The following is a 15,171-nucleotide window of genomic DNA, read 5'->3' on the forward strand; positions in this document are numbered from 1 at the left end:
GGCCCTCGCGGCCTAGGATTTCCATTAACCGGTCCAACCCACGGGGACCAGTGCACATACGTCTGACCGCTGCAAGGGTTCATTCACGCGAGAACCCGGTCTGCGTGGATGGCACACTGCATACGTCTGACCACTGCAACGGTCCATTGACGCGGGCGGGCGGTGAGTTTGTACAGTCGGCTCGGTCCATACGTCGTACGTTCTATCATCGACTTCGGGAGCACACATGGGACAGCTTGTTCGGGTACAGAACTTCACCGTGTCGAGCGACGGAATCGCTGCGGGGGTCGACCAGAGCTTCGAGAGCCCGTTCGGACTCGACCATCTGGCCCTGATGGGGTGGTACTTCGGCACCGCCAGCTTTCCTGGAAACGCCGGTTCGGGTGGTAGTCGCGGACTCGACGACTACTTCGCGCGCGACTTCGCGAACAACATCGGTGCCGAGATCATGGGCCGGCACAAGTTCGGACCCCAACGCGGACCGTGGACCGACCACGAATGGCAGGGCTGGTGGGGTGACGAGCCGCCGTTCCACACTCCAGTCTTTGTGCTCACCCACCACGAGCGACCCTCGATCACGCTTTCCGACACAACGTTTCACTTCGTCGACGGGGAGCCCTCCGAAGTACTGAAGCAAGCAAAGGAGGCGGCCGACGGTAGGGACGTGCGACTCGGCGGCGGCGTCACCAGTATTCGGGAATTCCTCGACGCCGATCTCGTCGACACCATGCACATCGTCGTCTCGCCCATCGAATTCGGCTCGGGCCTGAAGCTGTGGGATTCACCCGACGAGTTGACCGACAGATTCGAGCACGAGATCGTCCCCAGTAGCAGCGGCATCACTCATCACTTGTTCTGGCGCAGGTAGCCGGGCCGGATCAATGCGACTTTGTTGCACTCTGACCGACTGAACCCCACATTGATCCCAACCCGAGGGACGAGGGTACGGAGAGTGGGCGGGCGGCGGGGCAGTCAGCCTCGCAAACCCCAGTGCTCGATCCAGTCGAGTGCGGACATCTCCCCCGGCCCGATGCCTGCGTTGCGGGCCGAGGCTTCGGCATTACGGATCAACGCAGCGAAATCCAGCACCCGACGCCTCAGCAGGTCCTCGGCACTGTCTCCTCCGTGCGAGTGATCGACCCCGATGTGTACGACGCGTAGGCCGTCGGGAATCAGCTCGTCGGGTAGGCCTGCCTTGGTGGCCCGTCCGATCACTTTCTGCGCCAGGGCGAGTGACGGCTGAGACAGGGCGATTCCGTCGACGCAGGATCCGCGTGCCTTCTCCGACGCCTTCTTCTCTTCCCAGGCTCGCTCTTGTTCGGCGATGTCGATGGGGCCGTTGCCCGTTCGACCGAGGTGTGGGCTGCGGTGGGTGAGTTTGGCGACGAGTCCTGCGGCGACGTCGTCGACGTCGAACGCGTTCTCGGCGGCATCCTGAGCGATTCTGGAATGGAACAGCACCTGCAGCAACAGGTCTCCGAGTTCTTCGCGCAGGTCCACCAGGTTGCCCGCGGCGATGGCGTCGAGCAGCTCGTACGTTTCTTCCAGCAGGTAGCCGCGCAAAGACTCGTGGGTCTGCTGCGCTTCCCATCCGCCGAGGGTGCGGAGCCGATCCATGAGCCGGACCGCTGCGATGAGGTCGTCACCGGGCAGCTTCTCGGCGGCGATGACCCGTTCTCCGCGTGCAATCCGTTCCTGGACGTCGGGGTTGGCGGGATCGGTGCTCACCAGCACCGCGTCGACGGCGTCGGGCGCAGCGGTTCCCGAGAACAGCCACCGCACTCGCACCGGCACTTCTTCGGTGAACTGCACTGCACCGCCGAGGAATTCAACAGCATCCACCGGCACTTGTGTGGGTCGAACAGGGTCGAGCAGAACTACCGTCACCGCTACACCCCCACTGTTTGCTCCAACAACACCGACCGAGATGGCTTACCGTCCAAGGATAGGATGAGATCGGCGATGAACTGCACCAATTCGACGTCGCGTACGCGGGCCGCCCCCACTCCGCCGCCTTCGACGCGCGGCAGCGGCAGCTGCACCACTCCGGTGGTGGCCCGATAGGCAGCGCTCGGGTAGAGCCGCTTGAGGCGGATCTGCTTGGAATCGGGCAAGTCCATCGGAGCCAGCTTCACCTGTGTTCCGGCAACATTGACGTCGGTCAGGCCGTATTCCTTCGCGATAAGCCGCAGCTTGGCGATGGAGACCAGTCGACCCACCTCCTCGGGCAGCGGACCGTACCGGTCGACGAGTTCTTCGATGACCGCGTCGATGCCCTCGGAATCGGCTGCCGCAGCGAGCTTTCGGTAACCCTCGAGGCGCAACCGATCGCTGGTGACGTAGTCCGGTGGGATGTTGGCGTCGACGGGAAGGTCGATGCGCACTTCCTTGGGGGCTTCGTCGGTGGTGATGGGCTTTCCGTCGGCTGCGGCGCGGTACGCCTCGACTGCTTCACCGACGAGCCGCACGTACAGGTCGAATCCGACGCCCGCGACGTGACCGGACTGCTCTGCTCCCAGAACGTTTCCGGCACCGCGGATTTCGAGGTCCTTCATCGCCACCGCCATACCGGCACCGAGGTCGGAGTTCTGCGAGATGGTCGCCAATCGGTCGTAGGCCGTTTCGGTGAGCGGCTTCTCGGGCGGGTACAGGAAGTACGCGTAACCACGCTCGCGGCTACGGCCCACTCGACCGCGCAGCTGATGCAACTGGGACAGGCCGAGCGAATCGGACCGCTCCACGATCAGGGTGTTGGCGTTGGAGATGTCGAGGCCCGTCTCGATGATGGTGGTACACACCAGGACGTCGGTCTCGCGCTGCCAGAACCCTTGCACGGTGCGCTCGAGTGTTTCCTCGTTCATCTGCCCGTGCGCCGTCGCCACCCTGGCCTCCGGGACCAGATCGCGAATCTTTTTGGCGGCCTTGTCGATCGAGCTGACTCGGTTGTGCACGAAGAACACCTGGCCGTCACGCAGCAGCTCACGCCTGATGGCCGCGGCGACCTGCTTGTCGTTGTACGCGCCCACGTAGGTGAGGACCGGGTGCCGCTCCTCGGGCGGAGTGAGGATGGTCGACATCTCGCGAATGCCGGCGAGGCTCATCTCGAGCGTTCGCGGAATCGGAGTCGCAGACATCGTCAGGACGTCGACGTGGGTTCGGAGCGACTTGATGTGCTCCTTGTGCTCGACGCCGAAGCGCTGCTCCTCGTCGACGATGACCAACCCGAGGTCCTTCCAGGCGACACCGGTCTGCAACAACCGGTGCGTACCGACGACGATGTCGACCGTCCCGTCGGCCAACCCGGCCATGACCTCTTTGGATTCGGAGCCGTGAGTGAAGCGCGAGAGCCCCTTGACGGTCACCGGGAACGACGCCATGCGTGCGGTGAAGGTCTGCAGATGCTGTTGCGCCAGAAGTGTTGTCGGCACCAGCACGGCGACCTGCTTGCCGTCCTGCACCGCCTTGAATGCGGCGCGCACTGCGATCTCCGTCTTGCCGTAGCCGACGTCACCGAGAATGACGCGGTCCATCGGAACCGCCTTCTCCATGTCGGCCTTGACGTCGGTGATGGCCGTCATCTGGTCGACCGTCTCGGTGAATCCGAACGCATCTTCCATCTCGAGCTGCCACGGGGTGTCGGGCCCGAAAGCGTGCCCGGGAGCTGCCTGACGAGCCGCGTACAGCTGCACCAGCTCGCCGGCGATCTCGCGAACTGCCTTGCGCGCCTTGCGTTTGGTGTTGGCCCAGTCGGATCCGCCGAGCTTGCTCAGAGACGGCAGTTCACCACCGACGTAACGCGAGAGCTGATCGAGCGAGTCCATCGGGACGAAGAGTCGGTCTCCGGGATGTCCGCGCTTGCTGGGTGCGTACTCGACGACGAGGTATTCGCGTCGAGCACCACCGATCGTGCGTTCGACCATCTCGACGAATCGACCGATGCCGTGCTGATCGTGCACGACGCTGTCGCCGGCGACGAGCGCGAGCGGATCGACCTGATTACGACGCTTCGCCGGGAGCTTGCGTCCCTCGCCCGCTGCGGCCACGCGGTTGCCGGTCAGGTCGCTCTCGGTGACGACCACGAGTTTCGCGTCGGGAAACACCAGACCGTCGTGCAACGATCCGCACAGGACGTTCACGACGTCGGCGACCGGGACCGCACCGGAATCCAGATGTGCTGCAGGTACTTCGGCCTCGGCGAGGCGTTCGATGATGCGGGTGGCAGTACCTGCGCCCGCAACGGAGATGACCGCACGACCACCCGTGGCGATATGCGCCCGCAGGGTGGCGAACAGGGCCGTCAGCGCCTCCTCGGACCCACGGACCTCCGGGACAGAATCGACGGCGAGTTCGACTTCTTCGCCGTTGCCGGACGCCAGCGGGCTGATGGTCCACCACGGCCGGCCGTGCACCTGCGCGGACTCGCGAACCTGTCGAAGCGAACGGTAGGCCGAGGCACCGAGATCGAGTGACGCACCTTCGAGGCTGGAGGTGTCCAGTGTCGAGGTATCGAGCGGCGCGGCTCCACCGATTGATGCTGCCGTCCAGGATGCTTCGAGGAACTCCTGGCCCGTGCGCACCAGATCGGTTGCGCGCGTGCGGATTCGCTCGGGGTCGCAGAGCAAGACGTGTGTTCCCGCGGGGAGAGTATCGGCGAGCAACTGCAATTCACCCGGCTGCAGCAGCGGCAGCAACGCCTCCATGCCCTCGACCGGGACGCCGGCGGACAGCTTGTCGAGCATCTCGACCAACGCGGTGTCGCCGGCATTGTCGGCTGCGAGAACCGCGGCACGGTCGCGAACTTCCTGGGTGAGTAGCAGTTCGCGGCACGGCGGAGCGATGACGAGATCGACCTCGTGATCGGGCAACGAACGCTGATCGGAGACCGCGAACGCGCGAAGTTCGGTGATCTCGTCGCCCCAGAATTCCACGCGCACCGGATGATCTGCCGTCGGCGAGAAGAGGTCGAGGATGCCGCCGCGGACGGCGAACTCACCGCGCTTGCCGACCATGTCCACGCGCAGGTAGCCGAATTCGACGAGTCGTTGGATCAAACCGTCGAAGTCGATGTCCAGGCCGACCTTCAGGGTGACGGGTTCGATCTCGCCGAGACCGGGTGCCATCGGCTGCACCAGCGAACGGACAGTGGTGACGATGACACGCAGAGGATCGCCGTAATCGGTGTCGCCGGGGCGAGCCAGCCGGCGAAGCACGTCGAGCCGCTTGCCGACCGTATCGGCGCTCGGTGACAGTCGCTCGTGCGGAAGCGTCTCCCACGACGGGAACATGACAACGCCGCCGCCGAGGATCTGACGCAGTTCGTCGGTGAGATCGTCCGCTTCACGCCCGGTGGCGGTGACGATCAACAGCTGCGTGTGCTGAGCGATCGCGGCGGCAACGAATGGGCGAACCGAGTGCGGTCCTATGAGCGTGTGCTCGGCGGTTCCGATCGCATCGGCGACGGCCACCATGGACGAATCCGTCAGCGCGACGCTGGCCAGACCCGAGAGTTGCAGCGCCGCGTCGGGAACGATCGGGGCCGGCCCGGATGGAGAAATGGCAGGCAGAGAATCGGAAGACAACAGCAATGCTCCTAGAAGCGATTCGAGGCGACGGCTGCATACGCACAGTCGTGACCGAGTCTATGGGAGCACACCGACAGCCCGGCAGGCGGGAGACGCCGGGCTCGTCGACCGCAAGGCCCCATCTCTATCCCGACGCCTCACATGCGATCAACGGTGAATACCCGGATCGACTGCGCGACGACGTAGCGGCTTTCGTTGCGAGAAATTCGTGAGTTACGGGCCGAAGCGGATGACTCGACGCGCTGCGAATTCGCGGAAGTAGTCCAGCTTGTTGGCGGGGACCAGAGCCGGCAGCAGGTAGTACCAGAGACGCTCCATGCGCGACGGCAGTTCCTCGGTGGTGGAGGTGGCAACCGCAACCATGTGCACGCCGGCCAGGATCTCGAGCACGAGCGAGCCGATGGTGCGCGAATCCGAGTTGGGGTCGATGTCGCCCTGCGCGATGGCCTTGGCGGCGAGCTTGTCGAACGAGTCGCTCCACCCGGCCATGACGTTGCCCTCGGTGCCGCGGTAATCGCCGATCTGATGGCTCAGCCGGAGCATGGCCGAGACCATGGGGTCGCTGACCGAAAGGTCGACGACGATGTAGGAGATGCCGATCGCCGCCTCGAGTGCGGGGATGCGACCGTCGTTGAACTGCATGCACGCAGTGGTCAGCCGAGCATTGCCCTCGTCGATGACCGCACGTGCGAGTTCTTCCTTGGAACCGAAGTGGAAGTACAGAGCGCCTTTGGTGACCTGGGACTGAGAGATGATTTCGCTGAGACTCGCGTTCGCGTACCCCAGGCGCAGAAATACGTTCGCTGCGCCCGCGAGCACGGTGTCGCGGGTTATTTCAGCGCGGGCCTGCCTGACCATGGGATCCGCCTTCGCAATTCTGAACTGCCACTGCGCAAATTACGCCCGAACGGTACCACTGACTTGCTTTACGTCTCGTGCCAACATGCATCGGTCCGATCGAGCCTTACGCCGTGTGTGACACAGCTCTCATGGCCGACAAAGGGGACGATACCCCCTCTTTAACCGCGAAGAGACGAAACCGAGTTCTCATTCCTCGGTCAATCGAGGGTCGGCCTCCAGATTCGTCAGCCCGTTCCAGCACAGGTTGACCACATGCGCCGCAACCACTTCTTTCGACGGTGTTCGCACGTCGAGCCACCACTGCGCCGTCATCGACACCATTCCGACCAGTGCCTGGGCGTACATCGGCGCGAACTCGGGATCGAGTCCGCGGCGTGAGAAATCCCCGGCCAGCATGTGCCCTACGCGACCGATGGCCTCGTTGAGCAACGACGAGTACTTGCCGTCCTCGGCAGCCGCAGGGGAATCGCGCACGAGAATGCGGAAACCGTCGGTGCGGTCCTCGATGTAGGTGAGCAGTGCAAGTGCGACGCGTTCGACGCGAATCCGCGAGCGATTGAGGTCGAGTGATTTGGTGATCATGCCGAGAAGCGTCGACATCTCCCGATCGACGATGACGGCGTAGAGACCTTCCTTACCGCCGAAGTGCTCGTAGACGACCGGCTTGGACACGTTCGCTCGTCCGGCGATCTCCTCGACCGACGCGGCCTCGTACCCGCGTTCGGCGAACAGCGTGCGCCCCACCTCGATCAACTGCTCGCGCCGCTGCGTCCCTGTCATTCGGACTCGAGGTGAGCGTTCCTGCTCCGAGGCTGCGCCTGTCATCGAAATCCGCTCCCGTTACCGACCCTGCATTTTCGACGCCGAAATCGACGCCTCCCCCACACTAACGATGTCCGATCCATCCGTTTGTCCCACCGGGAGTGGAGCCTGCAGGAACGACCCGGAGGGCGGAATCTTCATCGCGGTTCGACTCACCACCACCTCGCGTGCGAGGATCGTTGCGCTCAGTGGGAGCGCAGCGGCAAACGAATGAGTCGTTCGATTCGTCGGCCACTGGCGAAACCGCTGGCCGTTTATCCGCCGTGGTGTAATGGCAGCACCTCTGATTTTGGTTCAGATAGTTCAGGTTCGAGTCCTGGCGGCGGAGCGAGCAACATCATTCGTGCATACCGTCTTCGCGTCACCGCCTGAGGAGCTCAATGCCTGTGCAGACCGCCGTGGTCGTTCTCGCTGCGGGTGCAGGTACCCGAATGCGGTCGAAGACTCCGAAAGTTCTGCATCCCCTCGCCGGCCGCACCATGCTCGCGCATGCCCTCCACGCGGCCGCCGACCTGGGTCCCGACCACCTGGTGACCGTCGTCGGACACGATCGCGAACGAGTGACCGAGGCCGTCCAGGACCTCGCGGCCACCTTCGGGCGCACGATTCACACCGCAGTCCAGGATCGCCAGCTCGGCACCGGACATGCCGTCCAGTGCGGCCTGGCCGCCCTGCCCGACGACTTCGAGGGCACGATCCTCGTCACCGCCGCCGACGTGCCCCTGCTCGACGGCCACACTCTCAAAGCTCTGCTCGACGAGCACCTGAGCGCCCCCAGGCCCGCTGCCGCCACGGTGCTGACCTTCGTCCCGGACGATGCCAACGGCTACGGCCGTATCGTCCGCACCGACGACGGCGAGGTGGCCGAGATCGTCGAGCACGCCGACGCCACCCCGGCCCAGGTGCTGATCGGTGAGGTCAACTCCGGCGTCTACGCGTTCGACGCTGTGGCGCTGCGTACCGCCCTGGGCAAACTCAGCACCGCCAACGCCCAGCACGAGCTGTATCTGACCGACGTCGTCAAGATCAGCAAGGCCGACGGCAAAGCCGTCTACGGCACCCAGCTCGCCGATCCCGATCTGGTGGTGGGCGTCAACGACCGCGTCCAGCTGGCGCACGTCACCTCCGTGTTGAACCGTCACATCGTCGAACGACACATGCGGGCAGGCGTCACCGTCGTCGATCCGTCGACCACCTGGATCGACATCGACGTCACCCTCGGCGCGGACGTCCGCATCGAACCCGGCGTCCAGCTCCACGGCAAGACCCACATCGCCGACGACGCGGTCGTCGGACCGGACTCGACCCTGCGTGACGTCGAGATCGGCGAGCGCGCGTCGGTCGTGCGCACCCACGCCGAGCAGGCCGTGATCGGACCGGATGCCACAGTCGGACCGTTCACCTACCTGCGTCCCGGCACGGTCCTGGGCGAGGGCGGCAAACTCGGTGCCTACGTGGAGACCAAGAATGCGACGATCGGCCGCAACACCAAGGTCCCGCACCTCACCTACGTCGGCGATGCCACGATCGGCGACCACAGCAACATCGGTTGCTCCAACGTCTTCGCCAACTACGACGGCGTCAACAAGAGCCGCACGGAAATCGGATCCCATGTGCGGACCGGTTCCGACTCGACGTTCGTCGCTCCCGTTCATGTGGGCGACGGCGCTTACACCGGTGCAGGAACAGTGGTTCGGGACGATGTTCCTCCCGGCGCGCTGGCCGTCTCCGGTGGAAAGCAACGCAATATCGAAGGCTGGGTCATCGACAACAGGCCCGGAACCGAAGCTGCGAAAGCAGCGGCGCTCGCAGATCGTGATCGGCAAGAACAAAAGGACGGCGAAGAGCAGTGACCACCCCTAATTGGATCGACAACCAGAAGAACCTGATGTTGTTTTCTGGTCGAGCACATCCGGAGTTGGCCGAGCAGGTCGCCAAGGAACTCGGGATCGACGTCACCCCGCAGACCGCGCGTGACTTCGCCAACGGCGAGATCTTCGTTCGCTTCGAGGAGTCGGTCCGCGGATCGGACGCCTTCGTGCTGCAGTCGCATCCGTTCCCGCTCAACACGTGGCTGATGGAACAGCTCATCATGATCGACGCGCTCAAGCGCGGATCGGCCAAGCGAATCACCGCGATCCTGCCGTTCTACCCTTACGCGCGTCAGGACAAGAAGCACCGGGGACGCGAGCCCATCTCCGCTCGTCTGGTCGCGGATCTGCTCAAGACCGCCGGTGCCGACCGCATCATCACCGTCGACCTGCACACCGATCAGATCCAGGGCTTCTTCGACGGCCCCGTCGATCACATGCACGCACACAGTCAGCTCGCCGATCACATCCGGGCGACCTACAGCCTCGAGCACATCACCGTGGTCTCGCCCGACTCCGGCCGCGTGCGCGTCGCCGAGAAGTGGGCCGACTCGTTCGACGGTGCGCCGCTGGCGTTCATCCACAAGACACGTGACCCGTTGGTGCCCAACCAGGTCAAGTCCAACCGCGTCGTCGGTGACGTCGAAGGCCGCACCTGCATCCTCATCGACGACATGATCGACACCGGCGGCACCATCGCCGGTGCCGTGAAGGTGCTCAAGGAAGCCGGAGCCGGTGACGTCGTCATCGCCGCCACCCACGGAGTTCTGTCCCACCCGGCCGCCGAGCGGCTCGCGAACTGCGGTGCCAAGGAAGTCGTCGTCACCAACACCCTGCCGATCAGCGACGAGAAGCGCTTCGCAACGCTGACCGAGCTCTCGATCGCGCCGCTGCTGGCTCGCACCATCCGCGAGGTCTTCGAAAACGGCTCCGTCACAAGCTTGTTCAACGGCAGCGCATAGCCTTTTCGGGATGCCCCGCAAGCTCCACTCCCGACCTTCAGGTCTGTTTCACCCCGCCCCGCCCACTCTCCGTCCGCCCTGCATGAACTACGTCACGTCCGTGACCGGAACCTGCAGCTCGCGAGACGGGGGTGTGCGGGGCGGGTTTCGTTGTCACCTAAGATGACTCGTCGTGATCGACGCAGACTCTCCCCACGGCCCGACTGGAACTACTACGGTCAGAATTGCCCGATGGACGCCGGGCGGGTGCGTCTGGTGCGGTAGCACCGACAGCGTCGAGGACTTCCGAAACGAGCCGCGCTGTGGTCTGTGCCGCGAGAAGGAAGCCGTCATCGACGAGGCCAAGCACTTCATCGGGATGTACGGTCTGCGGCCCCTGGGCGGCACGCTGGCGTCCGAGGACGAGGAGGAGCGCGAGTACCGCGTCACCGCTCGGGATGCGCGTGAGGTGCTCAACCGCATTCGGCTCGAGAAGCTGCCCGATCCGGCCGCCGTCCGCAAAGCCTTGCGCCCCAGGGCCGCTGCCGCGGGCAACGCACCGGCCTCCACGACGTCCGGAACGCCCGCGAAGGCACCGACGAAGAAGTCGCAGGCCGGCGTCACCGGGATCGATGCGATCGAACTGCAGTCCCGTGTGCAGAAGTTGCTCGGCCAGCTCACCTCCGTCGACGAGCAGATCAGCGCGCTCGACGGCGTACAGGGCCTGCCGGCACGTGCGCGCATGAAGGATCTCGAACGGCAGCGCACCACGGTCCTGTCGACTCTGGCCGCGCTCGAGAAGGCTCGTCGCCGCACCAACTGATCCACGTAGTCTGATCGAGTGCTGCGCAAGCGTTCGATCTCACGGCAGGTGCTCGACGTCGCCTACGCCGTCGTCTTCGTTCTGCTCATGATGCCGTCCACGCTGAACGGTCCGTACGGTTCCGCAGGCTTCGGCGTCCTGGTCGGATTCGGCGTCGCGCTGGCAGTTCGGCGACGGTCTCCGCGACTGTCGTTGGCACTGGCCTGGGTGCTGGCCGTCGCGCAGATGATCAGCGGGGTACTCCCCCTCTCGGCGGACATCGCAATCTTCGCGATTCTGTACTGCTCGGCCGCGTACGGCGACAACGTGCTTCGACGCCTCGGGCTCGCCTCGGCCGTCGCCGGTGGCGTGATAGCGGCTCTGTACCTGGCGTTCGTGGACGGCAATCCGTTCGGCCCGGCCACGGAAGAGGGCTTCCAGGAACCCCGACTCCTGCAGTTCGCCTTCCTCCTCGTCGGCCTGTGGGCGCTACTCGGGTTGTCCTGGGCCCTGGGTCGCTTGGCCTATGCCCGGCGCACCGCCATCGAATCCGCACACGCACGTGAGCTGGCCGAAGTGCATCAGGCCCGCGCCGAACACGAAGTGGCAATCGAGCAGGAGCGCAACAGAATTGCCCGCGACATGCACGACATCGTGGCGCATTCGCTCGCCGTGGTGATCGCGCAGGCCGACGGTGCACGCTATGTCCGCGCCGTCGACCCCGCTGCCGTCGACACTGCCCTGACGACCATCTCCGACACCGCGCGCGAGGCGCTGTCCGACGTTCGGGTGTTGCTCGGACAGCTGCGCCACAGTCAGGGCGATCTCCCGAACCCCACCCCCGACGATCTCGAGCGTCTGTTCGACCAAGTGCGTGCGACCGGCCTGACGATCGACTCGTCGATCGACACCTCGTCGGTGTCGTTGGGTGCCGGTGCGCACCTGGCGCTCTACCGGATCGTGCAGGAATCGCTGACCAATGCCCTACGTCACGGCGACCCAGACAAGCCGGTGACCGTCACCATCGAATCCGACTCCGCCGGCATCGAACTGACGGTGCGCAACAGCGTGCCCTCGGCGCGTTCGGCGTCCGAATCGGGCGGCCACGGAATCGCCGGTATGAAAGAACGCGCCAGCCTCGCCGGTGGCATGTGCACAGCGTCCGGCGACGGGTCGTCGTGGACCGTGACAGCGTGGCTTCCTGCGGCCGGCTCGTCCACGAAGGGAATCAGCTGATGTCCGAACGAATCAAGGTAGCGCTGGTCGACGATCAGCAGTTGTTCCGCGCGGGCATCCGCATGCTCATCTCCTCGCAGCCCGATCTGGAGTTCGTCGGTGAGGCCGGCAACGGGAAGGAAGCCGTCGAGCTCGCCGCGTCGGCACGTCCCGACGTGATGCTCATGGACGTCCGGATGCCTGTGCTCGACGGTATCGCCGCCACCGAGCAGATCGTGGCCGGATCCGATACTCAACCGCGGATTCTGGTGCTCACGACGTTCGATCTCGACGAGAGCGCGGCGCGAGCAATTCGTTCGGGGGCAAGCGGATTCGTACTCAAGGATGCCGACCCGGAATTTCTGCTCGCCGCGATCCGGACGGTTCATGCAGGCAACTCGGTGATCGCCGCGTCGGCGACGACGGGTCTGCTGGCGCATTTCACGCCGACACCGGTGGTGCCGAAGGTACCGGCCGAGTTCGCCACCCTCACGGCGCGGGAGAAGGAACTCTTCCGACTCACCGCCCGCGGGCTGAGCAACTCCGAGATCGCCGAGATGGAATTCCTCAGCGAGGCGACGGTGAAAACGCACATCAGTCGCATCTTCGCCAAGCTGCACCTGCGTGACAGAGTGCAGTTGGTGGTCTACGCATTCGAGCACGGACTCAACTCGCCTTGACCTGCTTGGGACTGACACCGAAGTCATCCTGTAGATGTACGACGCAGAGACTCGCGCCTGATTACTCGGGGCCGCTGAGTTCATAGCGTTGTGGGCATGACGATCACAGCAGGCCCTGTTGCCCGGGCATTCCAAGTCAGCAAACATTTCGGCGACTCGTCCAATCCGGTGAGCGCCCTCGATAACGTCTCTCTCGACATTCACGGTGGCCAGTTCACCGCCATCATGGGACCGTCCGGTTCCGGCAAATCGACCCTGATGCATGTGATGGCGGGATTGGACAACGCCAGCTCGGGTCATCTGATGCTGGCCGGTGCAGACATCACCTCGGCGAACGACGACGCACTGACCACGCTGCGACGCAAGCAGGTCGGCTTCATCTTCCAGTCGTTCAATCTCGTTCCCACCCTCGATGTTCGGGGCAACATCCTGCTGCCGTTCGAACTCGACGGCCGTGCACCCACCGCCGAGGAGGCGGCCTGGATCGAGCAGCTCATCGACACTCTGGGATTGCAGGCGCGGGTGAACCACCGACCGCATCAGCTCTCGGGTGGGCAGCAGCAGCGCGTCGCGATCGCCCGCGCGCTGGGGACCCGTCCACATCTGATCTTCGCCGACGAACCCACCGGCAACCTCGATTCCCGCACCGGCCGTGAGGTTCTCGGCCTACTCGCCGCGGCGGTGCGCGAGTACGGCCAGTCGATCGTGATGGTCACCCACGACCCCATCGCGGCCAGCTACGCCGATCGCATCGTCTTCCTCGCCGACGGTCACATCGTCAACGAACTGGGACGTTCGAGTGCAGAACAGATTTCGAGCTACATGCTGGGAATGGAGCACGCATCATGAAGGCAGGTGGGTTGACGTCTGCTCAGGCGTCGAAGGAGCACGGTGCCAGTCTGCTGGTGACCTCGCTCGCGTCGTTCTTCGGTGTGGTGTTGATTCAGGCCACGGCCTTTCTGGTCGACATCTTCGGGGATACCGACGGTGCTGCCGTCACTGCGCTGTACAGCGTGGCGCTGGTGTTCATCGGTCTCGCACTGTATGTCGCGGCGGTGGTCACCTCGAACACGTTCGCGACGATCGTCGCGGGCCGCACCCGCACCATCGCTCTTCTGCGCTTACTGGGTGCACGGGCGCGTGACCTGCGTCGATCGGTGGCCAGGGAAGGCTTTCTCGTCGGATTGTTCGGTGGTGCACTCGGTTTGGTTGTCAGTGTCGGCGCGAGTCATCTGGCCCGGGCCGTTGCGGTCTCGGCCAGTCAGCTGCCGGATGTGGCGTACACGTCCATCCAACCGCTGGTGATCCTGCCAGTGGTCATCGTGGTGCTGACAACGACGCTCGCCTCTTACGTCGGGTCTCGAAAAGTGCTAGACGTGACGCCTGTTCAGGCGACGGGCGGTGCAGTGGACACGGGAGTGGAGGCTCCGCGGTCGCGTCGAATCAGGACGGGCATGTCGATCGTGCTGATCGCCGGTGGAGTGGCACTGCTCGGGCTCGGAATCCTGATCGGGATGGTGAACCCGACGGGTGTGCTGGTCGCGTTCCTCGGCGGCGTCGCCTCGTTCACCGGCATCATGGTCGGTGCCTATCGAATTCTGCCCGCGACGCTGAGGCTGGTCGGGAAACTGTTCGGACGCGGGCCTGCGGCAAGATTGGCCTCGGCCAACGCAATTCGTTATCCGGATCGCAGCACCCGCACCGCGGTGGGATTGCTGATCGGGGTGACGCTGGTGACCACGTTCGCGGTCGCGATGTACAGCTACCGGTCGATGCTCGTCAACGAGTTCGACGAAGCCTCCGTCGATCAGGTCCTCACTGTGACAGTGGGAATCATGACCGGACTCATCGGCTTCTCGGCTGTGATCGCGGCGGTCGGGATGGTGAACAACCTGCTGCTGAGCATTCTGCAGCGCACCCGAGAGATCGGTCTGTTGCGTGCACTCGGATTCACCCGCAAGCAGATTCGGTCGATGATCGTCTCGGAGAGCAGCCAGATGGTGGTCGCCTCGATGGGCTTCGGGCTGATCCTCGGCATCGGATACGGCTGGGCCGCAGCACAATCGCTGCTCGGCTCACTGGATTCACGCGGACTCACTGCCCCCACCCTGCCGTGGGCCGTCATCGCTGGAACCGTGCTGTGCGGTGGACTCCTCGCACTCGGGGCCTCACTGACTCCGGCACGACGTGCGAATCGAATTTCGCCGGTGGTCGCGTTGGCGGATGCCTAGCCTCGTGTTCGACAGTGCTGGGTAATTCCGGCCGGGCAGGGTTGCGCACTATCGACGCCGATCGACGGGATCCCGTCGATCGGCGGTCGTTGTGTGCACTGGTGCCCACTCTGCCGGGCACTGCCTGTGGATAACGTCATCGAGTTATCCACAATTGCGAGATTGC

General features: G+C 64.5%; 12 protein-coding genes and 1 tRNA gene. 9 read left to right on the top strand and 4 right to left on the bottom strand.

Translation table 11 applies throughout. The features are described 5' to 3' along the window. The first annotated feature begins 226 nt into the window (after positions 1-226). On the top strand, positions 227-868 hold the full coding sequence (locus QM590_RS08675; RefSeq protein WP_269594675.1) for a dihydrofolate reductase family protein: 642 nt from the start codon (positions 227-229) through the stop codon (positions 866-868). 104 nt (positions 869-972) lie between these two features. Here QM590_RS08675 and QM590_RS08680 read toward each other — a convergent pair whose 3' ends face one another. The 4 genes from QM590_RS08680 to QM590_RS08695 form a co-directional block, all read right to left on the bottom strand. Continuing rightward, entirely contained in the window at positions 973-1,887 is a 915-nt protein-coding gene (locus tag QM590_RS08680; protein WP_269594674.1) for a nucleoside triphosphate pyrophosphohydrolase, read from the bottom strand. A gap of 2 nt (positions 1,888-1,889) precedes the next feature. After that, complete coding sequence (gene mfd / locus QM590_RS08685) at positions 1,890-5,468, bottom strand: transcription-repair coupling factor (RefSeq protein ID WP_269594685.1); 3,579 nt, start codon at positions 5,466-5,468, stop codon at positions 1,890-1,892. Positions 5,469-5,795: 327 nt separating this feature from the next. Further along, positions 5,796-6,440: a ScbR family autoregulator-binding transcription factor gene (locus tag QM590_RS08690; RefSeq protein ID WP_068049844.1), complete on the bottom strand. Its 645-nt coding sequence runs from the start codon at positions 6,438-6,440 to the stop codon at positions 5,796-5,798. Between the two features lie 189 nt (positions 6,441-6,629). Beyond that, a complete protein-coding gene (locus QM590_RS08695; protein ID WP_094613864.1) occupies positions 6,630-7,268 on the bottom strand; it encodes a TetR/AcrR family transcriptional regulator in 639 nt (212 codons plus the stop codon). A gap of 254 nt (positions 7,269-7,522) precedes the next feature. Between QM590_RS08695 and QM590_RS08700 the strand changes: the two genes are divergently transcribed. The 8 genes from QM590_RS08700 (at position 7,523) to QM590_RS08735 (ending at position 15,005) form a co-directional block, all read left to right on the top strand. Next, positions 7,523-7,593 (top strand) — tRNA-Gln (locus QM590_RS08700). 52 nt (positions 7,594-7,645) lie between these two features. Further along, positions 7,646-9,118, top strand: a complete 1,473-nt coding sequence (glmU, locus tag QM590_RS08705; RefSeq protein ID WP_094670508.1) for a bifunctional UDP-N-acetylglucosamine diphosphorylase/glucosamine-1-phosphate N-acetyltransferase GlmU — start codon at positions 7,646-7,648, stop codon at positions 9,116-9,118. Next, positions 9,115-10,098 carry a ribose-phosphate diphosphokinase gene (locus tag QM590_RS08710; RefSeq protein ID WP_121870612.1) on the top strand — a complete coding sequence of 328 codons (984 nt, stop codon included), beginning with the start codon at positions 9,115-9,117 and terminating at the stop codon, positions 10,096-10,098. The genes glmU and QM590_RS08710 overlap by 4 nt, the downstream gene beginning before the upstream one ends. Positions 10,099-10,270: 172 nt before the next feature. Continuing rightward, entirely contained in the window at positions 10,271-10,900 is a 630-nt protein-coding gene (locus QM590_RS08715) for a hypothetical protein (RefSeq protein ID WP_269594673.1), read from the top strand. Between the two features lie 18 nt (positions 10,901-10,918). Next, positions 10,919-12,115: a sensor histidine kinase gene (locus tag QM590_RS08720; protein ID WP_269594672.1), complete on the top strand. Its 1,197-nt coding sequence runs from the start codon at positions 10,919-10,921 to the stop codon at positions 12,113-12,115. Beyond that, positions 12,115-12,774: a response regulator gene (locus QM590_RS08725; protein WP_269594671.1), complete on the top strand. Its 660-nt coding sequence runs from the start codon at positions 12,115-12,117 to the stop codon at positions 12,772-12,774. The genes QM590_RS08720 and QM590_RS08725 overlap by 1 nt, the downstream gene beginning before the upstream one ends. 96 nt (positions 12,775-12,870) lie before the next feature. Then, entirely contained in the window at positions 12,871-13,623 is a 753-nt protein-coding gene (locus tag QM590_RS08730) for an ABC transporter ATP-binding protein (protein WP_269594670.1), read from the top strand. After that, the gene (locus tag QM590_RS08735) at positions 13,620-15,005 is read left to right on the top strand and encodes an ABC transporter permease (RefSeq protein WP_269594669.1); all 1,386 of its coding nucleotides are present in this window, start codon (positions 13,620-13,622) and stop codon (positions 15,003-15,005) included. The genes QM590_RS08730 and QM590_RS08735 overlap by 4 nt, the downstream gene beginning before the upstream one ends. Positions 15,006-15,171 lie beyond the last annotated feature (166 nt).

The organism is Rhodococcus sp. IEGM 1372, assembly GCF_030056835.1.
Taxonomy (GTDB): Bacteria; Actinomycetota; Actinomycetes; order Mycobacteriales; family Mycobacteriaceae; genus Rhodococcoides.

Excerpts from the sequence above, each read along its gene's own strand:
- QM590_RS08675 (WP_269594675.1), top strand. The coding sequence starts at position 227 with ATGGGACAGCTTGTTCGGGTACAGAACTTCACCGTGTCGAGCGACGGA.
- mfd (WP_269594685.1), bottom strand. The coding sequence starts at position 5,468 with ATGGTGGCCGTCGCCGATGCGATCGGAACCGCCGAGCACACGCTCATA.
- QM590_RS08690 (WP_068049844.1), bottom strand. The coding sequence starts at position 6,440 with ATGGTCAGGCAGGCCCGCGCTGAAATAACCCGCGACACCGTGCTCGCG.
- QM590_RS08695 (WP_094613864.1), bottom strand. The coding sequence starts at position 7,268 with ATGACAGGCGCAGCCTCGGAGCAGGAACGCTCACCTCGAGTCCGAATG.
- glmU (WP_094670508.1), top strand. The coding sequence starts at position 7,646 with ATGCCTGTGCAGACCGCCGTGGTCGTTCTCGCTGCGGGTGCAGGTACC.
- QM590_RS08725 (WP_269594671.1), top strand. The coding sequence starts at position 12,115 with ATGTCCGAACGAATCAAGGTAGCGCTGGTCGACGATCAGCAGTTGTTC.
- QM590_RS08730 (WP_269594670.1), top strand. The coding sequence starts at position 12,871 with ATGACGATCACAGCAGGCCCTGTTGCCCGGGCATTCCAAGTCAGCAAA.
- QM590_RS08735 (WP_269594669.1), top strand. The coding sequence starts at position 13,620 with ATGAAGGCAGGTGGGTTGACGTCTGCTCAGGCGTCGAAGGAGCACGGT.